Annotated in this window: 23 protein-coding genes; 16 read left to right on the top strand and 7 right to left on the bottom strand. The window is 70.9% G+C overall.

From position 1 onward, the window contains the following. Window positions 1–134: 134 nt before the first annotated feature. The gene (locus tag ABGB06_RS00315) at window positions 135–725 is read right to left on the bottom strand and encodes an isochorismatase family protein (protein ID WP_347584497.1); all 591 of its coding nucleotides are present in this window, start codon (window positions 723–725) and stop codon (window positions 135–137) included. Between the two features lie 63 nt (window positions 726–788). After that, window positions 789–2,120, bottom strand: coding sequence for a nicotinate phosphoribosyltransferase (locus tag ABGB06_RS00320; RefSeq protein ID WP_347584499.1), 1,332 nt, complete (start codon window positions 2,118–2,120; stop codon window positions 789–791). A gap of 86 nt (window positions 2,121–2,206) precedes the next feature. Here ABGB06_RS00320 and clpS point away from each other — a divergent pair, with 86 nt between their 5' ends. The 7 genes from clpS (at window position 2,207) to rodA (ending at window position 6,521) form a co-directional block, all read left to right on the top strand. Continuing rightward, a complete protein-coding gene (clpS, locus tag ABGB06_RS00325) occupies window positions 2,207–2,518 on the top strand; it encodes an ATP-dependent Clp protease adapter ClpS (RefSeq protein WP_347584500.1) in 312 nt (103 codons plus the stop codon). After that, complete coding sequence (locus ABGB06_RS00330) at window positions 2,518–3,141, top strand: DUF2017 domain-containing protein (protein ID WP_347584501.1); 624 nt, start codon at window positions 2,518–2,520, stop codon at window positions 3,139–3,141. The genes clpS and ABGB06_RS00330 overlap by 1 nt, the downstream gene beginning before the upstream one ends. Before the next feature lie 49 nt (window positions 3,142–3,190). Continuing rightward, a complete protein-coding gene (locus ABGB06_RS00335) occupies window positions 3,191–3,622 on the top strand; it encodes a M67 family metallopeptidase (protein ID WP_347584502.1) in 432 nt (143 codons plus the stop codon). Window positions 3,623–3,723: 101 nt separating this feature from the next. Continuing rightward, window positions 3,724–3,843 (top strand): putative leader peptide, encoded by a 120-nt coding sequence (locus tag ABGB06_RS00340; protein WP_347584503.1) that lies wholly within the window; start codon window positions 3,724–3,726, stop codon window positions 3,841–3,843. 66 nt (window positions 3,844–3,909) lie between these two features. Next, entirely contained in the window at window positions 3,910–4,188 is a 279-nt protein-coding gene (locus ABGB06_RS00345) for a MoaD/ThiS family protein (RefSeq protein ID WP_347584505.1), read from the top strand. Beyond that, window positions 4,188–5,138, top strand: coding sequence for a cysteine synthase (locus tag ABGB06_RS00350; RefSeq protein WP_347584506.1), 951 nt, complete (start codon window positions 4,188–4,190; stop codon window positions 5,136–5,138). The genes ABGB06_RS00345 and ABGB06_RS00350 overlap by 1 nt, the downstream gene beginning before the upstream one ends. Window positions 5,139–5,372: 234 nt before the next feature. Beyond that, complete coding sequence (rodA, locus tag ABGB06_RS00355) at window positions 5,373–6,521, top strand: rod shape-determining protein RodA (protein ID WP_347585381.1); 1,149 nt, start codon at window positions 5,373–5,375, stop codon at window positions 6,519–6,521. 27 nt (window positions 6,522–6,548) lie between these two features. Here rodA and ABGB06_RS00360 read toward each other — a convergent pair whose 3' ends face one another. Beyond that, window positions 6,549–6,710: a hypothetical protein gene (locus tag ABGB06_RS00360; protein WP_347584507.1), complete on the bottom strand. Its 162-nt coding sequence runs from the start codon at window positions 6,708–6,710 to the stop codon at window positions 6,549–6,551. A 116-nt stretch (window positions 6,711–6,826) separates the two neighbouring features. Between ABGB06_RS00360 and ABGB06_RS00365 the strand changes: the two genes are divergently transcribed. The 7 genes from ABGB06_RS00365 to ABGB06_RS00395 all read left to right on the top strand — a co-directional run bounded on the left by ABGB06_RS00365 (window position 6,827) and on the right by ABGB06_RS00395 (window position 15,149). Further along, on the top strand, window positions 6,827–7,582 hold the full coding sequence (locus tag ABGB06_RS00365) for an MBL fold metallo-hydrolase (protein WP_347584508.1): 756 nt from the start codon (window positions 6,827–6,829) through the stop codon (window positions 7,580–7,582). A gap of 60 nt (window positions 7,583–7,642) precedes the next feature. After that, window positions 7,643–8,368: a ribonuclease PH gene (gene rph / locus ABGB06_RS00370; protein ID WP_347584509.1), complete on the top strand. Its 726-nt coding sequence runs from the start codon at window positions 7,643–7,645 to the stop codon at window positions 8,366–8,368. 389 nt (window positions 8,369–8,757) lie between these two features. Beyond that, the gene (locus tag ABGB06_RS00375) at window positions 8,758–9,873 is read left to right on the top strand and encodes a LacI family DNA-binding transcriptional regulator (RefSeq protein WP_347584510.1); all 1,116 of its coding nucleotides are present in this window, start codon (window positions 8,758–8,760) and stop codon (window positions 9,871–9,873) included. Next, window positions 9,870–11,210, top strand: a complete 1,341-nt coding sequence (locus ABGB06_RS00380) for an extracellular solute-binding protein (RefSeq protein ID WP_347584511.1) — start codon at window positions 9,870–9,872, stop codon at window positions 11,208–11,210. The genes ABGB06_RS00375 and ABGB06_RS00380 overlap by 4 nt, the downstream gene beginning before the upstream one ends. Further along, window positions 11,207–12,145 carry a sugar ABC transporter permease gene (locus ABGB06_RS00385; RefSeq protein WP_347584512.1) on the top strand — a complete coding sequence of 313 codons (939 nt, stop codon included), beginning with the start codon at window positions 11,207–11,209 and terminating at the stop codon, window positions 12,143–12,145. The genes ABGB06_RS00380 and ABGB06_RS00385 overlap by 4 nt, the downstream gene beginning before the upstream one ends. Beyond that, entirely contained in the window at window positions 12,142–13,032 is an 891-nt protein-coding gene (locus ABGB06_RS00390) for a carbohydrate ABC transporter permease (protein WP_347584513.1), read from the top strand. The genes ABGB06_RS00385 and ABGB06_RS00390 overlap by 4 nt, the downstream gene beginning before the upstream one ends. Window positions 13,033–13,040: 8 nt before the next feature. Then, complete coding sequence (locus ABGB06_RS00395) at window positions 13,041–15,149, top strand: beta-galactosidase (protein ID WP_347584514.1); 2,109 nt, start codon at window positions 13,041–13,043, stop codon at window positions 15,147–15,149. Between the two features lie 46 nt (window positions 15,150–15,195). On the opposite strand, the gene ABGB06_RS00400 is transcribed toward ABGB06_RS00395, so the two are convergent. The 4 genes from ABGB06_RS00400 to ABGB06_RS00415 form a co-directional block, all read right to left on the bottom strand. Next, window positions 15,196–15,840, bottom strand: coding sequence for an NUDIX domain-containing protein (locus ABGB06_RS00400; protein WP_347584515.1), 645 nt, complete (start codon window positions 15,838–15,840; stop codon window positions 15,196–15,198). 14 nt (window positions 15,841–15,854) lie between these two features. Beyond that, window positions 15,855–16,760: a hypothetical protein gene (locus tag ABGB06_RS00405; protein ID WP_347584516.1), complete on the bottom strand. Its 906-nt coding sequence runs from the start codon at window positions 16,758–16,760 to the stop codon at window positions 15,855–15,857. Between the two features lie 112 nt (window positions 16,761–16,872). After that, on the bottom strand, window positions 16,873–17,799 hold the full coding sequence (locus ABGB06_RS00410) for a hypothetical protein (protein ID WP_347584518.1): 927 nt from the start codon (window positions 17,797–17,799) through the stop codon (window positions 16,873–16,875). A gap of 85 nt (window positions 17,800–17,884) precedes the next feature. After that, window positions 17,885–18,340: an ATP-binding protein gene (locus ABGB06_RS00415; RefSeq protein WP_347584519.1), complete on the bottom strand. Its 456-nt coding sequence runs from the start codon at window positions 18,338–18,340 to the stop codon at window positions 17,885–17,887. A gap of 153 nt (window positions 18,341–18,493) precedes the next feature. Between ABGB06_RS00415 and ABGB06_RS00420 the strand changes: the two genes are divergently transcribed. Continuing rightward, window positions 18,494–19,369 carry a helix-turn-helix transcriptional regulator gene (locus ABGB06_RS00420; protein WP_347584520.1) on the top strand — a complete coding sequence of 292 codons (876 nt, stop codon included), beginning with the start codon at window positions 18,494–18,496 and terminating at the stop codon, window positions 19,367–19,369. Further along, window positions 19,366–19,590 (top strand): DUF397 domain-containing protein, encoded by a 225-nt coding sequence (locus ABGB06_RS00425; protein WP_347584521.1) that lies wholly within the window; start codon window positions 19,366–19,368, stop codon window positions 19,588–19,590. Before ABGB06_RS00420 ends, ABGB06_RS00425 begins: the two co-directional genes overlap by 4 nt. Window positions 19,591–19,594 lie beyond the last annotated feature (4 nt).

A 19,594-nucleotide genomic window follows, 5' to 3' on the forward strand; every position in this document is an offset into this window, starting at 1 on the left:
ACGCCCGCGGCGGTGAGCCCCTTCGTGGGTACGGAAGGCGCGGGGAGGGGCTACGCGACGACCACGGGGTCGCCGGTGAGGGTGACGCCCGCGGCGGTGAGCCCCTTCGTGGGTACGGAAGGCGCGGGGAGGGGCTACGCGACGACCACGGGGTCGCCGGTGAGGGTGACGCCCGCGGCGGACATCTCCTTCAGGGCGGCGTCGACCGTCGGGCGGGCGACGCCCGCCGTCAGCGGGAGCAGCACGTGGGCCCGGAAGCCCTCGCGCACCGCGTCGAGCGCGGTGGCCCGGACGCAGTGGTCCGTCGCGATGCCCACCACGTCCACCTCGGACACGTCCCGGGCCCGCAGCCACTCCGCGAGGCTGGTGCCCCCCTCGTCGCGGCCCTCGAAGCCGCTGTACGCGGCCGAGTACGCGCCCTTGTCGAAGACCGCCTCCACCGCGCCCGACGCCACGGCGGGCGTGAAGTTCGGATGGAAGCCGACACCCTCCGTGCCCGTCACGCAGTGCGGCGGCCAGGAGTCCACGTAGTCGGGGTCGTCGGAGAAGTGGCCGCCCGGCGCGATGTGGTGGTCACGGGTGGCCACCATGTGGCGGTATCCGGGGGTGGCGGAGCCGATCAGGTCCGTGATGCCGGCGGCGACCTCCGCCCCGCCGGCGACCGCGAGACTTCCCCCCTCACAGAAGTCGTTCTGCACGTCGACGACGATCAGTGCGCGGTGCATGGGGAACACCTCTTCGGTCTGGTGGTGGACATTTCCGAGCCTACGGGCAGCATCTGCCACGCGTCACACGTACCGCGTGGGTAGCACGGACTCGCCCCTGGAGAGCTGGGTGGCGGACAGCGGCAGCCGGTCGCGGGCCCGCACGTGCCGCTCCCGCGGCACCTCGAGCGGCTCCCTGGCGATCGCGTGGCCGTCCCGCATCAGCGGGACCACCAGCTGCTCCCCGGCCAGCTCGGGCGGCACCTCGCCGGTGCCGACCACCTCGGCCTCGGCCAGGCCCTCCGCGTCCCGTTGCCGGGCCGCCCACTTCACGCCGCCGACCGACAGCTTGCCGCCCAGCGACTTCTTCGCCACCGGCCGCAGCGGGGCGTCGGGCGTGTCGCCGTCCGCCCTGGCCACCAGTTTGTACACCATCGAGCAGGTCGGATGCCCGCTGCCGGTGACCAGCTGGGTGCCCACCCCGTAGGCGTCCACGGGGGCGGCGGCCAGCGAGGCGATGGCGTACTCGTCCAGGTCGCTGGTGACCACGATCCTGGCGTCCTTCGCGCCCAGCTCGTCCAGCTGCTGCCGCACCCGGTGCGCGATGACCAGCAGGTCGCCGGAGTCGATGCGGACCGCGCCGAGCCCGGGCCCGGCCACCTCGACGGCGGTGCGCACCGCCTCCGCCACGTCGTACGTGTCAACCAGCAGCGTCGTCCCGGCGCCCAGCGACTCCACCTGGGCGGTGAACGCCGCGCGCTCGCTGTCGTGCAGCAGGGTGAACGCGTGCGCGCTGGTGCCGACCGTCGGGATCCCGTAGCGGAAGCCGGCGGCCAGGTCGGACGTGGAGGAGAAGCCACCGATGTACGCGGCCCGGGAGGCGGCCACCGCGGACAGCTCGTGGGTGCGGCGGGCGCCCATCTCCATCAGCGGGCGCCCCGCGGCGGCCACCGCCATCCGGGAGGCCGCGGCGGCGACCGCCGAGTCGTGGTTCAGGATCGACAGGATCACGGTCTCCAGCACCACGGACTCCGCGAAGGTGCCCTCGACCCGGAGGATCGGCGAACCCGGGAAGTACACCTCGCCCTCCGGGTAGCCGTGGATCTCGCCGGCGAAGCGGTACCCGGCCAGCCACTCCAGGGTCGGCCCGTCGACCACCCGCCGCTCGCGGAGGAAGTCCAGGATGGCGGGCTCGAAGCGGAAGTTCTCGACGGCGTCGAGCACCCGTCCCGTACCGCCCACCACCCCGTAGCGCCGGCCCTCGGGCAGCCGGCGGGTGAACACCTCGAAGACCGAACGCCGGTGCGCCGTACCGGCGTGCAGCGCGGCCCGGAGCATGGTGAGCTCGTACTGGTCGGTGAAGAGCGCGGTGGAGGGCACCGCCACCGGCAGCCCGTGCTCTGCGTGATGCGTCATACCGTCACCCTACCCCAGATCTCGTCAAACTGACGATATCTGCTTCGGTGGCGTCGTTTGGGCGTGGGGGAGGGGGTGGTGGCAGCATGGGGTACGTGAGTGCCATCCCCGTGGAGATCGAGCGGACCGAGTCGCAGCCGGCGCCGGCCGAGGTGCCGAAGCCCGATGTCCCCTGGGTCACGGTGGTGCACAACGACCCGGTGAACCTGATGAGTTACGTCACCTACGTGTTCCAGGCGTACTTCGGCTATCCGAAGGACAAGGCCAGGAGACTGATGCTGGACGTGCACCACAAGGGGCGTGCCGTGGTCTCCCAGGGCACCCGGGAGGAGATGGAGCGGGACGTGCAGGCGATGCACGGGTACGGGTTGTGGGCCACTCTGCAGCAGGATCGGTGATGGCGGGCTATTTCGAGGCAACGGGCGGCGGCGCGGCGATCGCGCTGGACGAGGTCGAGGTCTCCATCCTGCGGAGCCTGGCCACGCAACTACTGGAGCTGATCGGCCCGGGCCCCGCGCCCGACGCCGGGGACGCGGCGGGCGAGGGGGCGAAGGGCGGGGGCGACCCGCTGGACGCGCTGTTCGCCGAGGGGCCGAGCGAGCCACCGCGGGATCCGGCGCTGGCCCGGCTCTTCCCGGACGCCTACGGCGACCCGGGGCGGCCGCAGGACTCCGAGAGCCGCCGGTTCTCCGCGGAGTTCCGGCGCTTCACCGAGGGCGAGTTGCGGGCCAGGAAGCGCGACGACCTGCTCGCCATGGTGCACGCCCTGGACGCCCTGGACCCGGGCGAGGCGTCCGGCGGCGCGGCCGTGCTGACGCTCAAGCCGGAGGACTCCCGGCAGTGGCTCGGCGCGCTGAACGATCTGCGGCTGGCGATCGCGGCCCGGCTCGAGCTCACCGACGACGACGGCACCGACCGGCTCTTCGAGCTTCCGGACGACGATCCGAACAAGCCGATGGTGATGGCCTACTTCTGGCTGGGCGGGCTGCAGGAGTCGCTCGTGGAGACGATGTCGACCTGACCGCCGCCCCCCGGACGGCGGATGCGGCAGGCCGTCCTATCGTTGCCGCATGCTGACCCTCACCCACGAACTGCGCGACCGGATCGTGGCGCACGCCCGCGCCGACCACCCCGACGAGGCGTGCGGTGTGATCGCCGGCCCGGCCGGCGGCGACCGCCCCGAGCGGTTCATCCCGATGCTCAACGCGGCCCGCTCGCCGACGTTCTACGAGTTCGACTCGGCCGACCTGCTGAAGCTCTACCGGGAGATGGACGACCGGGACGAGGAGCCGGTGGTCATCTACCACTCGCACACCGCCACCGAGGCGTACCCGTCCCGCACCGACGTGTCGTACGCCAACGAGCCGGGCGCGCACTACGTGGTGGTCTCCACCGCCGAGTCGGGGAACGAGGAGGGCCCGGTCTCCTTCCGCTCGTTCCGCATCGTCGACGGCACGATCACCGAGGAGGAGGTCCGCTTCGTGGACGCCTATCCGGCCTGATCCGGGCCGCATCGGGCCGATGCGACGGCATGTGAGACGGAGCCGTCCGGATGGTGATATAGCCCTCTGGTTCGGGGGTCGGGAATCGATACGATGACGCCATGGTTTTCCAGGACGTGAGCGACGCACGCGAACCCACGCTGCTCGTGGCACGTCTCCACGTCGACCTGTGCCGCCTCGCCAGTGACATGTGTACGGCCGCCTCGGCGGCGACCGCCTGACCGCTTCTGACGTCGCACGTTCGCCGCGACATGTCCGCCCACCCCAGTCTTCCTCCTGGAGCATCCATGGCCATCGAGGTCCGCATCCCGACCATCCTGCGCAGCTACACGGACGGCCAGAAGGCCGTCTCCGGCACCGGAGAGACCCTCCGCGAGCTGTTCGCGGACCTGGAGGCCCACCACCCCGGGATCCAGGACCGCCTCGTGGACGACGGCCGGCTGCGTCGCTTCGTCAACGTGTACCTGAACGACGAGGACGTCCGCTTCCTGGACGGCATCGCCACGAAGCTGAGCGACGGGGACAGCGTCACCATCCTCCCCGCCGTGGCCGGGGGCGCGCGCTGATGCGCTTCGACTCCCCGCTCGCCGCGGTCGGGAACACTCCGCTGGTGCGGCTGCCGCGCCTGTCGCCCGCCGACGACGTCCGGATCTGGGCCAAGCTGGAGGACCGGAACCCGACGGGCTCGATCAAGGACCGCCCCGCGCTGTTCATGATCGAGCAGGCCGAGAAGGACGGCCGGCTCACCCCCGGCTGCACCATCCTGGAGCCGACCTCGGGCAACACCGGCATCTCGCTGGCCATGGCCGCCCGCCTCAAGGGCTACCGGATCATCTGCGTGATGCCGGAGAACACCTCGTCCGAGCGGCGCCAGCTGCTGGCGATGTGGGGCGCCGAGATCGTCTCCTCGCCGGCCGCCGGCGGCTCCAACACCGCCGTCCGGGTGGCCAAGGAACTGGCCACCCAGCATCCGGACTGGGTGATGCTCTACCAGTACGGGAACCCGGACAACTCCGGCGCCCACTACGCCACCACGGGCCCCGAGATCCTGGCCGACCTGCCCTCCATCACCCACTTCGTGGCCGGTCTGGGCACCACGGGCACGCTGATGGGGGCCGGCCGTTACCTGCGCGAACACCGCCCGGGGGTGCAGATCATCGCCGCCGAGCCGCGTTACGACGACCTGGTCTACGGCCTGCGCAACCTGGACGAGGGCTTCGTGCCCGAGCTGTACGACGAGACCGTGCTCACCTCCCGCTATTCGGTCGGCTCGGCCGACGCGGTCGCGCGCACCCGGGAGTTGCTCGCCGAGGAGGGCATCTTCGCGGGCGTCTCCACCGGCGCCGCCCTGCACGCGGCGATCGGCGTGGGGCGCAAGGCCAGCCGGGCCGGGGAGAGCGCCGACATCGCCTTCGTGGTGGCGGACGGCGGCTGGAAGTACCTGTCCACCGGCATCTACACCGCCGAGTCCACGGAGGCCGCGGTGGAACTGCTCCAGGGGCAGCTCTGGGCGTAGCCGCCCAGCTCCGCCCGACCCGCCAGCTCCGCCCGACCGGGCCGTTGCGCGCCCGGCGCTCGACCGACCCAGCGCCGGGCGCGCCGCCGTTTCCCGGCCGGCTCGGCGCCGGGGCCACGCCGACGCTGGCCTGTCTCACGGAGGGTGTCCGCTCCAGGACTTAGGGTCATCCGTGTGACCGTGCGCAGCTACTCCTCCCACGCCGTCCGGCGGCGCTCCGGCGCCGAGCGGACCCTGTGGGACGTGATCACCGACCGCTCCTCGCTGGTCCGGCGGCTCGACTGGCCGCTGTTGACCGCGGCGCTGGTGCTGACGTTGATGGGCGTGCTGCTCGTCTTCTCGGCCACCCGCTGGCGCACCGACCTGACCGGCGGCGACGACCACTTCTTCATGCTCCGGCAGGCGCTCAACGCGAGCATCGGCATGGGCCTGGCCGCCCTGCTGGTGTGGCTGGGCCACCGCAGGCTGCGCAACGCCGTGCCGTTCCTCTACGCCCTCTCGCTGCTGCTGTCGCTGCTGGTGCTCAGCCCGCTCGGCTCCACGGTGAACGGCTCGCGCAGCTGGATCCAGCTCGGCGGCGGCTTCGCCTTCCAGCCGTCCGAGCTGGTGAAGATCGGCGTCATCCTCGCCATGGCCACGCTGCTCTCCGCGCCCTCGGAGAGCGATCACAAGGAGCGCCCCGACGCCAGGTCGGTGCTCCAGGCGCTGCTGCTGGCCGCCGTGCCCGCCGTTTTGATCCTGCTGACCCCCGACGTCGGCCAGACCATGGTGATCGCCGCCATCGCGCTCGGCGTGCTGCTCGCCGCGGGTGCGGGGCGCGGCTGGCTGGTCGGGCTGCTGGCGCTCGGCGTCGGCGGCGCCGTGGCGGTCTGGCAGCTCGGCGTGCTCGACGAGTACCAGGTCAACCGGTTCGCCGCCTTCGCCAACCCGGGCCTGGACCCGGCCGGCGTCGGCTACAACACCAACCAGGCCAGGATCGCCATCGGCTCCGGCGGGCTGTCGGGCCAGGGCCTGTTCGAGGGCAGCCAGACCACCGGGCAGTTCGTGCCCGAGCAGCACACCGACTTCATCTTCACGGTGGCCGGCGAGGAACTCGGCTTCCTCGGCGGCGGCCTGGTGATCCTGCTGCTCGGCGTGGTGCTCTGGCGCGCCTGCCGGATCGCCGTGGCGTCGCCCGAGGTGTACGGCACGATCGTCGCGGCGGGCATCGTCGTCTGGATCGCGTTCCAGTCGTTCCAGAACATCGGGATGGCGCTGGGCATCATGCCGGTCACCGGACTGCCGCTGCCGTTCCTCTCCTACGGCGGCTCCTCGATGTTCGCGATCTGGATCGCCGTGGGCCTGCTGCTGGCGATCCGGGTCAGGTCACGCGGAGTGGTCTGACCGGCCGCGCCGGGCCGCCGACGACGGTCAGTCCGGTGGCGGATCGGACGGGCGTTCGGGTCGTCGCTCGGGGGAACGCCGGCCGCGTCCCCGGCGTCGCGGGCCGAGTCGACCCACCCCGTCGATCAGCGTCGCGACGAGGGCGAGCGCGGCCACGGCCACCAACGCCAGCCACCACAGAGCGTCCACGTCTGCGACGGTACCCCGCGCTGGTGATTCCGCCCACACCAAGCCTCGCATGAGGAGCGACGGCGCGTTCCGCGACTTACAGTCGTTCGAACCCCACTATGGAGGTTCCCCCGTCTATGAAGCTCACCGTCGTCGGCTGCTCGGGGTCATTCCCGTCCGCGGACTCGGCCTGCTCCAGTTATCTCGTCGAGGCCGAGGGCCATCGGCTGCTCCTGGACATGGGCAACGGCGCCCTCGGCGAGCTCCAGAAACACATCGGCCTCTACGACATCGACGCGATCGCGATCAGTCACCTGCACCCGGACCACTGCATCGACATGTGCGGCTACTTCGTGGCCAGGTACTACCGGCACGAGGGCGGGCGCTGCGATCCGATCCCGGTGTACGGCCCGGTGGGCACCGAGCGCCGGCTGACCGCGGCCTACGGGGACACCCCCTCCGAGGAGTCGATGAGCGAGGTCTTCGACTTCCGCACGCTCACCCCGGGCGGGAGCTTCGAACTGGGCCCGCTGACGGTCCGCACGGCGCGGCTGGCGCATCCGGTGGAGACCTTCGGCTTCCGCGTCGAGTACGGCGACCGGGCCTTCTGCTATTCGGGTGACACGGGCTGTTGCAAGGAGCTGACCGAGCTGGCCCGCGGGGTGGACCTCTTCCTGTGCGAGGCGTCGTTCACCTACGGCAAGGAGGAGGTGCCGGACCTGCACCTCAACGGTCGGCAGGCGGGGGAGTGCGCGAGCGAGGCGGGCGCCGCGCGGCTGCTGCTCACCCACATCCCGCCGTGGACCGACGCCCAGGTCAACCTCTGCGACGCCAAGGCCGTCTTCGACGGACCGGTCGAACTGGCCAGGCCCGGGGCGGTCTACCAGGTCTAGGCGGGCCGGCGGCGCCGCCGGCCCGACGGGCCCCGGGCGGCGACGGGCTAGGCTCCCGGCATGGCTCGTATCGACGGCCGAGCGGCCGACCAACTCCGTCCCGTCAGCATCGAACGCGGTTGGAGCAAGCACGCGGAAGGGTCCGTGCTGATCTCCTTCGGCGACACCCGCGTGCTGTGCACCGCCAGCGTCACCGAGGGCGTGCCGCGTTGGCGGCGGGGCGGCGGGCTCGGCTGGGTCACCAGCGAGTACGCGATGCTGCCGCGGGCCACCAACACCCGTGGCGACCGCGAGTCCGTGCGCGGCAAGATCGGCGGCCGGACGCACGAGATCTCCCGGCTGATCGGCCGATCGCTGCGCGCCGTCCTCGACTTCAAGGCGCTCGGCGAGAACACCGTGGTGCTCGACTGCGACGTGCTCCAGGCCGACGGCGGCACCCGCACCGCGGCCATCACCGGCGCGTACGTGGCGCTGGCCGACGCGATCGACTGGGCGCAGCGGCACAAGCTGATCAAGGCGAGGTCGCAGCCGTTGACCGGCCGGGTGGCCGCGGTCAGCGTGGGCATCGTCGGCGGCACGCCGATGCTCGACCTGGCCTACGAGGAGGATGTGCGGGCCGAGACGGACATGAACGTGGTCTGCACGGGGGATGGTCGTTTCGTCGAGGTGCAGGGCACCGCGGAGGGACAGCCGTTCGACCGCGGGGAGTTGGACGCCCTGCTCGACCTCGCGGTGGCCGGCTGCGCGGAGCTGGACGACGCGCAACGGGAGGCGTTGGGGAGTTGAGCGTGGGGTGAGGCCAGTGAGGCCAGTGAGGCCAGTGAGAACGGCGGGCACGGCGGTCGCGGCGCTGGCCGGCGTCGCCGCGACCGGCTGTGACGCCCCCGCGAAGCGGGGCATGGGGGCATCTCCCAGACCCTGAGGGCCTGGGAGATGCCCCCATACGAGCTCACCCAGGTCCGCACCCCCGCCGACGGGACGTGAACCGGCCGGGCGGGGCCCGCCGCCGTACCGGCGGTGCCCGGGCGGTCCTGCGATGACCGGTTGGTCGAACGCATCTCGGAATCTCGAACCGATGTATTGACTCTTTTCGGCCACCCTCCCTAGCGTTGCCCGCGCCGGTTGACTGCGCAGTCAACCGGGTGCGACGACGTGCTGGTGAGGGAGCTGGTGGGGTGACGGGCCGGGTCTCGATGAGCGATGTGGCCGCCAGCGCGGGCGTCTCCCAGAAGACCGTGTCCCGCGTCGTCAACGGCGAGCCGCACGTCAGCGAGGCGCTCAGGGAGCGCGTGCTGCGCGAGATCGCCCGGCTCGGCTACCGGCCCAACGAGTCGGCGCGGGCGCTGGTGACCCGGCGCTCCCGCCGCATCGGCATCGTCGCCACCGGAACGTCGTATTTCGGCCCGGCCGCCGTGCTGCGCGGGCTGGAACGGGCGGCCCGCCGCGCCGGCTACTACGTCAGCGTCGGGCACGCGGACGACCAGGACGAGGACGAGACCCGTCACCTCGTGACGCATCTGGTCAGCCAGGGCCTCGACGGGGTCGTCATCGCCACCTGGCTCGGCACCACCTCGGCCGCGAACCACGTGCCGCACGGGATCCCGGTGCTGGCCATCGGCTACCCGCCGGCCGCCGACCCCGCCGGTCCGGTCGGCAGCGGTGCCGGTCGCGTCGAGGGTGTCGGCAACGACGAGGCCGCGGGCGCCAGGGCGGCCACCGAGTACCTGCTGCGGCTGGGCCACCGCACCGTGCACCACGTCGCCGGGGCGCCGGGCTGGGAGGTCACCGAGCACCGCGTCGCGGGCTGGCGGGCGGCGCTGCGCGCCGCCGGCGCCGCCGTCCCGCCCCCGGTGCACGGCGACTGGTCCCCCGCCTCCGGCCACCGCGCCACCACGGAGCTGCTCCGCGCCGCCGGCAGGCTCTCGGCCGGTGACGGCCCCGCCGGCGCGGGCCCCGCCCTGACCGCGCTGTTCGTGGCCAACGACCAGATGGCCATCGGCGCCGTGCACGCGTTGACCCGGGCCGGGCTGCGGGTGCCCGACGACGTCAGCGTCGTCGGGTACGACGACGTCCCGGAGGCCGCCTATCTGTCCGTCCCGCTGACCACGGTCCGCCAGGACTTCGACGCGATCGCCGAACAGGGCATGCGGCGGCTGATCGCCGCCATCACCGGCACCCCACCACCCGCGGAGTCCGGGCGCGTCCCGGTCGAGCTGGTGGTCAGGGACAGCGCCACCCCACCCCGCGAGGGCAGTGCCGGCAAGAGAAGCGCCAGCGAGGGAGAGAGATGACCCCACACACGCATCTGTCGAGGCGACGGCTGCTGCGGCTCGGCGGCGGGCTCGGGGCCGCCGCGCTGGGCGGCGGGCTGTCCGGCTGCGGCAGCACACTCGACGCCGAACCGCTCACCTCGGGCACGGTCGACCTGTCGTTCTGGACCCACGACGTGGCCTACGTGGACTTCTTCCGGGCCGCCGCCGAGAACCGCGCGGGCACCACCCCGTTCGAATGGCAGCTCAACCCCACCATCGTGGGGGCCCGCGACGTGGTCACCAAGATGATCGCCCAGGCGATCGCCGGTCGCGGCACCCCCGACGTGGCCGGGCTGGAGATCAACCAGTTCCCGCGCGTGCTGCGTGGCGAGCTGGCGGCCGAACTGCTGGAACCGCTGAACGACGCGGTCGCCGACGTCCGCGAGGACCTGCTCACCGTGCGCACCGCGCCGTTCACCAAGGACGGCAACCTCTACGCCCTCGACTCCGACACGCCGCTGGCCGTCTACTACTACCGCCAGCCGGAGTTCGAGCGGGTCGGCATGCCCACGGACATCGGCAGCTGGGAGGAGTTCCTGGACGCCGCCACCCGGGCGCACGAGCGCCACGGGGTGTCCTTCGGCGCCGTCGTCACCGGCGGCAGCGACCTGACCGCGGTGGTGCAGAGCTACGAGATGCTGCTGTTGCAGAACGGCGGGATGCTCTTCGACGAGGACGGCAGGCTCGCGCTGGACTCGCCCGAGGCCGAGCGGAGCCTGGACTTCCTGGTTCGCGGCGTGCAGAGCGGCGTCTTCAGCACGGTGTCCGACTACTACGGCCCCGCGATGCAGGCCGCGCTGCACAACAACCAGGTGATCGGCCTGTGGATGGCCACCTGGTACAAGGTCTACGGGCTGATGCCCAACGTGCCCGACCAGTCGGGGCAGTGGCGGATCCGTCCGCTGCCGGTCTTCCGGGACGGCGGCTCGCGGGCCTCGTTCCTCGGCGGCACCGGCTTCGCCTCGCTGCGCGGCAAGGAGAACACCCAGGGCGGCATCGAGCTGATCCGGGCCGCCTACCTCACCCCCGAGGAGCAGATCCGCCGCTACCAGGAGCTCGGATACCTGCCGACCCGGCGTTCGGTCTTCGACGACCCGGCGCTGCTGCGGATCGAGGACGAGTACTGCGGCGGCCAGCGGATGTTCGAGGTCTACCGGGACATCGTGGACGAGGCGCCGGTCTTCTACCTCAGCGCCGACCGGCCGGTCATCGACACGGTGCTCAGCGGCTACCTGCTCCGGGCCTACAACGGCGACATGTCACCGCGGGAGGCCCTGGAGCGGGCCACGGACGACTTCGAAGGGCAGACCCGATGACCGCCACGACGCCCCAGGCCACGCCCCCCGAGACCGCACAGGCGCCCGCGGCGAGCCGACCGCCGGGCCGGCGCCGCCAGCTGGCGCCGTACGCCTTCATCGCGCCGTTCTACGTGCTCTACGGCCTGTTCATGATCGTCCCGATCCTGGTCGGGGTCTATCTGAGCCTGACCGAGTGGGTCGGCCTCGGGACCCCCGAGTACGTCGGCCTGCGGAACTTCTCCCATCTGGCGCAGGACACCAGCTTCCACAAGGCCCTGTCCAACTCGCTGATCTTCGTGCTGGTCAGCGTCTTCCTGGTGGTCCCGGCGGCCCTGCTGATAGCCCAGGCCCTGAACGTCAGGGGCCTGCGCGCCCGGGACCTGTTCCGGGTCACCTTCTTTGTCCCGATGGTGCTGTCGCCCATCGTGATCTCGCTGGTCTACAGCCTGCTGCTGGACCGCGAGTACGGCGTGGTCAACTCCGTGCTGCGGGCCCTGTTCGGCACCGGCAACGTGGACTGGCTGGGCGATCCGACGATGGCGAAGGTCTCCGTCAGCTTCGTGCTGATGTGGCGCTGGGTGGGCTACCTGACCATCTTCTTCCTCGCCGCGCTCCAGGCCGTGCCGCGTGAGCTGTACGAGTCGGCCGACATCGACGGCGCCGGCATGTGGCGGAAGTTCACGACGGTGACGCTGCCGTCCATCCAGCCGGTGACGGCGTTCGTCGTCGTCACCTCGTTCATCGGCTCGGCCCAACTGTTCGACGAGCCCTATCTGGTGACCGGCGGCGGACCCGGCGAGGAGACGCTGACCGTCGCCATGTTCGTCTACCGGGCGGCCTTCGAGCGCCAGCAGTTCGGCTACGCGGCCGCCGCCGGGCTCGTGCTGTTCGTCATCGTCTTCGGGATCAGTCAGGTGCTGAACCGGCTGCTGTCCATCGGGAGGATCTCATGAGCACCGCGACCGCCCCACGGACGCCGTCCACCCGGCCCGCACCCGTCCCGTCCCGGCCACGCCGGTGGCCCACCCCCGGACGCGTGCTGCTGTACGTGACGCTGACCGCGCTGCTGCTGGTCTTCGTGGCGCCGATGGTCTGGGCGATCAGCGCCTCCTTCAAGCCGCGCGGCGACATCTTCGAGTACCCGCCGAAGCTGATACCCGACTCGCCCACCACCGAGAACTACACCAACCTGCTGGACGGCCAGCCGTTCTGGAACTGGTTCGGGATCAGCGTCATCACGGCCCTGATCTCCACCGTGGTCGCCGTCTTCGTCTGCGCGCTCGCCGGCTTCGGCTTCGCCAAGTACCGCTTCGCCGGCAAGCGGGTGCTGTTCAGCATCATGTTCAGCTCGCTGTCCGTGCCGTTCGCGGTGATCCTGATCCCGCTGTTCATCCTGGTGGTCAAGTCGGGGTTCTCGAACCCGTGGTTCGCCCTGACCGTGCCCTGGGTGGCGCCGGCCTTCGGCATCTTCATGATGCAGCAGTACATCATCCAGTCGATCCCCGACGAGATCCTGGAGGCCGCGCGCATCGACGGGGCCAGCGAGTTCGGCATCTTCCTGCGCGTCGTGCTGCCGCTGCTGCGGCCCTCGCTCGGGGCGCTGGGCGTCTGGCAGTTCCTGCAGAGCTACAACCACTTCCTGTGGCCCCTGGTGCTGATCTCCGACACCGAGCAGTACACCGTGCCGCTCGGCCTGAACATCCTCTTCCGCTCGGAGAACCGGGCCTTCGACCTCGTGCTGCCGGGCGCCGTCATGGCCTCGGTACCGACCATCCTGGTCTTCCTGCTGTTGCGCAAGCAGCTGCTCGAGGGCCTGTCCACCGGCGCCGTGAAAGGCTGATGCACCGCATGCCAGAGCTACCCGACCGCGTTCTGTTCGGGGCCGCGTACTACCACGAGTACCAGCCCTCGCCCCGACTCGACGCCGATCTCGACCTGATGGCGCGCGCCCACTTCAGCGTCATCCGGGTCGGCGAGTCCGTCTGGTCCACCTGGGAGCCGGAGGACGGCGTCTTCGACCTGGACTGGCTGGAGCCGGTCCTGGACGGTGCGCACGCCCGCGGCATCGCCGTGATCCTCGGCACCCCCACCTACGCGGTGCCGCCGTGGCTCGCGCGGCGCTACCCGGAGATCAACGCCGAGCGGCGCACCGGCCAGCCCATGGGCTGGGGCATCCGCCAGGAGATCGACTACACCCACCCGGCCTTCCTCTTCCACGCCGAGCGGGTGATCCGCCGGATCGCCGAGCGGTACGCCGGGCACCCGGCCGTCATCGGCTGGCAGGTGGACAACGAGCCGGGCCTGGAGATCTTCCACAACCGCGGCGTCTTCCAGCGCTTCGTCGACCACCTGCGGCACACCTACGGCTCCGTCGAGGAGATCAACGAGCGCTGGGGCCTGACCTACTGGTCGCACCGGCTGTCCACCTGGGCCGACCTGTGGACCCCGGACGCCAACGGCCAGCCGGAGTACGACCTGGCCTGGCGCCGTTTCCAGGGGTCGCTGACCACCGACTTCATCGGCTGGCAGGCCGACGTCGTGCGCGAGTACGCGCGGCCCGAGCAGTTCGTCACCACCTGCATCGCCTACGAGCGGCGCACCGTCCACGACGACGACCTCACCCGCCGCCTCGACGTCACGGCGGGCAACCCGTACTACCGGATGCAGGACAGCCTGCAACTGCCCCCCGCGGCCGGCGAATCCGGCCAGGGCTGGACCACCCACGGCACATGGGCGCTCTACCGGTCCGCGGACCGGATGTACGCCTCGCGCCAGGAGCCGTTCCTGGTCACCGAGACCAACGCCCAGGCCATCGGCCCGGCCTGGATCAACGAGCCCGCCTACGACGGCCAGTGGCGGCAGGCCGCCTGGGCCCTGGTCGCGCGCGGCGCGCGGATGATCGAGTACTGGCACTGGCACACCCTGCACTACGGCGCCGAGACCTACTGGGGCGGCATCCTGCCGCACAGCCAGGAGCCGGGCCGGGTGTACGCCGAACTGGCCGGCCTGGGCGCCGAGCTGGAACGCCTGGGCGGCCTGGTCGCCGGCCTCACCCCGGACGCCGACGTGGCGCTGCTGTACTCCACGGACAGCAAGTGGCTGCTGCAGGAGAACCCGATGCTGGCCGACCCGGACGGCGGGCCCGACCGGAACTCCTACCAGGCGGTCTTCGACGCCCTCTACCGCGGCGTCTTCGACGCCGGGCGGCAGGCCCGCATCGTCCACCAGGGCCAGGCGTTCGGCGCGGACCCGGCCGCGTTCGCCGCGAGCCACCCGGTGCTGGTCGCGGCCGGGCTGCTCGTCGCCGACGACGCGGAGCTGCGCTGGCTGGCGGCCTACGCGGCGGCCGGCGGACACCTGCTGCTGGGCATCCGCACCGGATACGGCGACGCCGAGGCCCGGGCCCGCCTGGAGCGCAAGCCGGCGTTCCTCACCGAGGCCGCCGGCATCCACTACGACGAGTTCTCCACGCTGCGCCAGCCCGTGCCCGTCCGGGCGGCGCCCGGCTCGCCGCTGGTCCTGCCGGACGGCGGCGGCCAGGGAACGCGCTGGATCGACGGCGTGCAGGCGCCCGAGGGCGCCGGCGCCCAGGTGCTGGCCGGCTACGACCACCCGCACTTCGGCCGCTGGCCGGCCCTCACCACCCGCCGGCACGGCGCCGGCCGGGTCAGCTACCTGGGCACCGTGCCCGACCCGGCGCTGGCCGCGGCGCTTTTCGCCTGGTGCCTGCCGGACGAGGATCCGTGGCGCCCCACCCACCCCAGCCAGACCCTCACCGGCGCCACCGCCGCCGACGGCACCCGGCTGCGGTTCCTGCACAACTGGTCCTGGGACTCCACGGCCTACCGCCTGCCGGCCCCGGCCACCGACCCGCTGACCGACACCGCCCTGCCCGAGGGCCACGAGCTGCTGCTCGGCCCCTGGGACGTCCGGGTGCTCGTCGAGGGCGCCGGGTAGCCGCGCTGCCCAGGCGGTACGTCACCCGTGAGGCCGGCCGGCGGCCTCACGGGTGTTGGTCCAGATGCTGATTGAAGTACTGCACCGAGCTGGTGTACCAACCGGGATCGTCGGCCATCCTGTCCCCCGCCCATTTCTGAGGGTCCGCTGCCTTGGGAGGGGCGTTGAGGGGCGGGTGTGGGTGGTGCTGGTGCCAGGCGCCCAGGTCGTTGTACTGCGCTGCGAGATCCCCTTGAAGTTGGGGCGCCGTGCGGCCGAAGCCTGGTTGCGCGCTGTCGACGGCGAAGACGTGCAACAGCTCGGCGTGCACGCGCAGCCCGTGGGCACCGATGGCGGCGTTTCCTCGTGCGACCAGATCGGCCACGTCTTCCACCCGCTGGTAGTAGGTGACGAAATTACCAGGGCTGTACCGCCATTCGTCGCCCACACAGTCCCAGCCGCGGACCTGGTCATCGTCGAAGTTGATTCCCACCTCCTCCCGGAATTCCCTTCGGGCGCCTTGCACTCCAAAGAATCCCTGCGGTGGATTCCCTCCCGGAATGACGATCTGGCCCGCGTTGTTCAGCGGCACGGGCCACTCGTGTGGGCGGAAGTAGGGATGCCGGTTGCCACCGTAGTAGATGTTCTTCCGGGCGAGCAGTATCCGTGCGCCGGCGTCCACGCGTTGGTACACGAGGTAGTAGACGGGCATGCGTGCTCCCGGCCCTAGGTGAGTGCCCTGTCGCCGGACAGGATCGCGCGCATGTCCTGGCTCATGGGCTCCGCCTTGTCCAGGGGGCGCGGGTCCAGGTGGTCGATGTCGTAAGGGCCCCCGATCACCGCGGGATCCTCCGATCCGTACACGATCGACGCCAGCGCCGTGCCCTCCGGACCGAAGATCGTCGCCACGGTCGTCAGTTCCCAGAGGAGGATCAGCTTGGTCGTGTCGTGCTTGTTCTCGAAGGACTCGGACACGAAGGACGTCGTCTGGGATCGCACGTTCACCTGCTGCGAGGTACTCGAACTCAGGTCGAGCGACGCCGATACGCTCGCCGATATCGGTCCCCACCCGACGCTGGCGTCGAGCCCGACGGACGCGGCCACCTGACGCTGCTCCGACGTCGTGGTGTCCATGCCGGAGGTCGTCGTGTAGCTCACCACCCGTTCCTCCTGCGGTCCCAGGCTGTAGGACTGCGGCAGGCGTCGCCAGTACTGTTCGAGGGCGACGCGGTTGTCCTCGTGCCGGAGGGCTCCGCAGCCGACCGTGACCCGTGCCGAGTCGGTGGGGATGACGACGGCTCTGTTGGGCCTGGGTGGTTTCCCGATGGCATTGGGCGCACACAGGTCTCTCGGCGTGACGGTGATGCGGCACTCGCCGCCCTCCTGCTTGACGTACGCGCTCCGGACGTCGACGAAGGCGCCCGTGGCCGCGTTGACCAGGACGAAGTACCAACCGTTGAGGGCCGGTCCCACCTGGAACGCGGTCGTGCCCAGGGGCGGGACCGGAACGGGCGGGTATCCCACGTCGACGGCCCTCCGCCCGGCGTCGCCCGGGACCATCCCGAGCCGGCTTCCCGTGTCGGACAGCAGGTAGGCGCCGAGCGGCAGCGGCGTCCTGTTCTCGAATGTCACCCAGCCCGCGGGGGCGGTGGCCGACGTCGGTGACGTGAGCGTTCCGTCTATCGCTTGTTGGTGCGTGGTGTCGAGGTTCATGTCATCGACCGAGCCTTTCCGGACGAGCGCGTCAGGGCACGATGTCCGAGGAACTCGCGAGCGTCGGCTGTGTGCTCACCACGACGGAGCTCAGGGGCGCCCTCTCCGGGTCCGAGGCGATGGTGGCGCTGTCGTACAGGGTCACGCGGTCGGTGAGCTGCCAGTGCATGACCATCTTCGGGTACACGTGGTCGTCCGGCAGTCCGTGCGTGTCCGAGACGTACTTGGTGGTCTCCTCGCTGATGACCACCTGCTGCGACGTCGTGGAGGACGCGCTCAGCGCCGCGGACACCGAGGCCGAGACGGGCCCCCAGCCGCCACCGACGGACGCGCTGACCGACGCCGCGACCGTGTCCTCCTCCGAGGTCGTCCGCTGCATTCCGGAGGTGACCTCAAGGCTGTACTGCTTCTTCTCGCCGGGCGCGACGCTGTACGAGTCCGGCAGGGCCTGCCAGAACTGCTCGCGTATCACGACGTTCGGCGAGCCGGGGGAACCGGTGGGATCCGCCACCCTGCCGCACCCCACGACGACGGGCGGCGAGTCAGCGGGGACGACCGTTCCCTCCGTGGCGTCCGGCGTCGGCACCGTCCCGATGTCGTTCGGCTCCAGCAGGTACCAGCTGTTCACGCTCACCTCGGTCGTTTCCCCGGTCACCTGCGCCGCGGCAACGAAGGACTGACCCACGGCGCTGATGAACAGCAGGTAGCTCTCTTTGTCGGGCCACAGCGTGACGCGATCCGGTTTGCCTGGGTCATGGGGAGGAAGGATCCGCGGCGGGCACTGAAGGTCTGACGTCCCCGAGTCCGGGTCGAATCCGAAGCGCTCGAGGCCGATTCCCTCGTACACGGCCAGGGGAATGGGCAACATGTTGCAGACCGTGACGTCCAGCGGACCTTTTCCCGTCGGCTGGGGGTAACGGCCATGAATGGCGTAGTCGTACACCGTGTTCATCTGCATGGTGGGGTGCTTCCTGCGCGATGAATTCCACTGTGCGACGGCGCGACGCTCCCGCAGCGGGGAGCTTCTCGTCGACTTTCCTCATTCACGGTAGGGCGGTAACCCGAACGGCGCATTTCCGAGACCGCAGCGTGGGCGCGGTGACCGTGAAGGCGACGGCCTTACCGGGGCCGCGATGCTCGTACCGCCACTCGTCGGCCAGGAGGTCAAGCAGCGCCAGGCCGCGCCCGCCCTCGTCCTCCGCCGTCGCCACGCGGGGGCAGGGCAGGCCCGGCCCGTCGTCGTGGACGGTGACCGTCAGACGCGTGGGGTCGGGCACCTGGCACTCGACCAGGAAGTGTGACCCCGCCCCGTGCCGCACGGCGTTCGTGGTCACCTCGCTCACCAACAGCACAACCGTCTGCCGCAGTTCCTCGTTGCACCGGACGCAGGGCACGTGCGGAAGGACGTCGCTGACGAACGCGCGGGCGAGCGCGACGGAAGGGGGTTCACGCGGGAAGGTCCAGGCGAACAGGGCGGCGGACTGCGCGGGTGAGGCCATGCGTGTTCCCCTAACCGTCGGGTTCGACAGCGCATTGTGTTCATGCGCCTGCGTAGCGTGTGGCAGACTACCGGTCGTACGACCGGTAGTGGGTCCTGCCGGGCCTCGCTCACCCGAACGGGTGCCTTGAAGGGCGACATCTGAGGGAGCATCGTGTCAACCAGCGTCAATACCAACGCGATCCGACTGCGGCGCGAGGTGGGCGTCGAGTTGAGAGACCTCCGGATCCAGGCGGGGTTCAAGCGGCAGGCCGATGTGGCGGCGCGTCTTGGCATCTCTCAGGCTCGCGTTTCGCAGATCGAGGTCGGCCGCAAGTGGCCTACCGACGAACAGATCGGCCCGCTGCTCGATCTCTACGGCGTTGACGCGGTGCGTCGCGCGGCCATCGCGACCAAGATCCGCACGGCGCGAGAATCCGCCCGCATGTGGTGGGAGAAGCCGGAGATCCGTGATCTCTTCCCCCGGATGAGTGCGCAGATCTTCCCGCTCGAAGACGCCGCCGAGAGGATCTCGGCCCACACGGGGAACTACATCCCCGGCCTGCTCCAGACCCGGGCCTACATCGAGGCGTTGGCGAAGTTCGGCCAGAAGGACGAGAGTATCGACCGACGTGAGGCTTTCGTCGAGGCGCGCCTCCAGCGGCAGCAGATCCTCACCCGGCCGAACGCCGTGACGCTCGACGTGCTCTGCCTCGAAGTCGCGTTGCGCGCGGTCGTGGGCGGCCCGCTGGTGATGCGCGAGCAGCTGCTCCGAGTCGCTGAGGAGACGCAGCGCGGCAACATCACTCTGCGGGTGGTCCCGTTGTCGGCTGGAGCGCCCGCGGTCTTCGGCACGCCGTTTATGATCATCGACTTCCCGGGTCCAGACGAGCCCAGCGTGGTGCAACACGAGAAGTCCCGCAATGCCGAGTTCACGGATGATGTGAGTGAACTCCGTCGAGCCCGACGCAAGTTCGCCGACCTCGCGGCGAACGCCTTGGACCCAACGGCATCGGTCAATCTCGTCAAGCGGATGGTGGATGAGCTGTGAACTCTGGACCGAAGGATCTGTACGCGGCCCCACTCGACGGCACCTGGACCAAGTCGTCCTACAGCCCAGGCGACGGTCCCGACTGCGTGGAGATCATGCGCATATCCGGCGGGTTCGCCGTCCGTGACTCCAAGAACCTCGCCGCCGGTGTGCTGCGTTTCCCGGACGGGGAGATGCGGCGCTTCGGGCGGTCCCTGGCGGCGGGACATCGTGCGCGGTGAGTCC

This window comes from Streptomyces sp. B6B3 (assembly GCF_039871525.1).
Classification (GTDB): Bacteria; Actinomycetota; Actinomycetes; order Streptomycetales; family Streptomycetaceae; genus Streptomyces.

What these genes read in the sequence shown, in the direction of transcription:
- ABGB06_RS00315 (WP_347584497.1), bottom strand. Translation starts at nt 725, where the DNA reads ATGCACCGCGCACTGATCGTCGTCGACGTGCAGAACGACTTCTGTGAG.
- ABGB06_RS00320 (WP_347584499.1), bottom strand. Translation starts at nt 2,120, where the DNA reads ATGACGCATCACGCAGAGCACGGGCTGCCGGTGGCGGTGCCCTCCACC.
- clpS (WP_347584500.1), top strand. Translation starts at nt 2,207, where the DNA reads ATGGGGTACGTGAGTGCCATCCCCGTGGAGATCGAGCGGACCGAGTCG.
- ABGB06_RS00330 (WP_347584501.1), top strand. Translation starts at nt 2,518, where the DNA reads ATGGCGGGCTATTTCGAGGCAACGGGCGGCGGCGCGGCGATCGCGCTG.
- ABGB06_RS00335 (WP_347584502.1), top strand. Translation starts at nt 3,191, where the DNA reads ATGCTGACCCTCACCCACGAACTGCGCGACCGGATCGTGGCGCACGCC.
- ABGB06_RS00340 (WP_347584503.1), top strand. Translation starts at nt 3,724, where the DNA reads ATGGTTTTCCAGGACGTGAGCGACGCACGCGAACCCACGCTGCTCGTG.
- ABGB06_RS00345 (WP_347584505.1), top strand. Translation starts at nt 3,910, where the DNA reads ATGGCCATCGAGGTCCGCATCCCGACCATCCTGCGCAGCTACACGGAC.
- ABGB06_RS00350 (WP_347584506.1), top strand. Translation starts at nt 4,188, where the DNA reads ATGCGCTTCGACTCCCCGCTCGCCGCGGTCGGGAACACTCCGCTGGTG.
- ABGB06_RS00365 (WP_347584508.1), top strand. Translation starts at nt 6,827, where the DNA reads ATGAAGCTCACCGTCGTCGGCTGCTCGGGGTCATTCCCGTCCGCGGAC.
- rph (WP_347584509.1), top strand. Translation starts at nt 7,643, where the DNA reads ATGGCTCGTATCGACGGCCGAGCGGCCGACCAACTCCGTCCCGTCAGC.
- ABGB06_RS00380 (WP_347584511.1), top strand. Translation starts at nt 9,870, where the DNA reads ATGACCCCACACACGCATCTGTCGAGGCGACGGCTGCTGCGGCTCGGC.
- ABGB06_RS00385 (WP_347584512.1), top strand. Translation starts at nt 11,207, where the DNA reads ATGACCGCCACGACGCCCCAGGCCACGCCCCCCGAGACCGCACAGGCG.
- ABGB06_RS00390 (WP_347584513.1), top strand. Translation starts at nt 12,142, where the DNA reads ATGAGCACCGCGACCGCCCCACGGACGCCGTCCACCCGGCCCGCACCC.
- ABGB06_RS00395 (WP_347584514.1), top strand. Translation starts at nt 13,041, where the DNA reads ATGCCAGAGCTACCCGACCGCGTTCTGTTCGGGGCCGCGTACTACCAC.
- ABGB06_RS00400 (WP_347584515.1), bottom strand. Translation starts at nt 15,840, where the DNA reads ATGCCCGTCTACTACCTCGTGTACCAACGCGTGGACGCCGGCGCACGG.
- ABGB06_RS00410 (WP_347584518.1), bottom strand. Translation starts at nt 17,799, where the DNA reads ATGCAGATGAACACGGTGTACGACTACGCCATTCATGGCCGTTACCCC.
- ABGB06_RS00415 (WP_347584519.1), bottom strand. Translation starts at nt 18,340, where the DNA reads ATGGCCTCACCCGCGCAGTCCGCCGCCCTGTTCGCCTGGACCTTCCCG.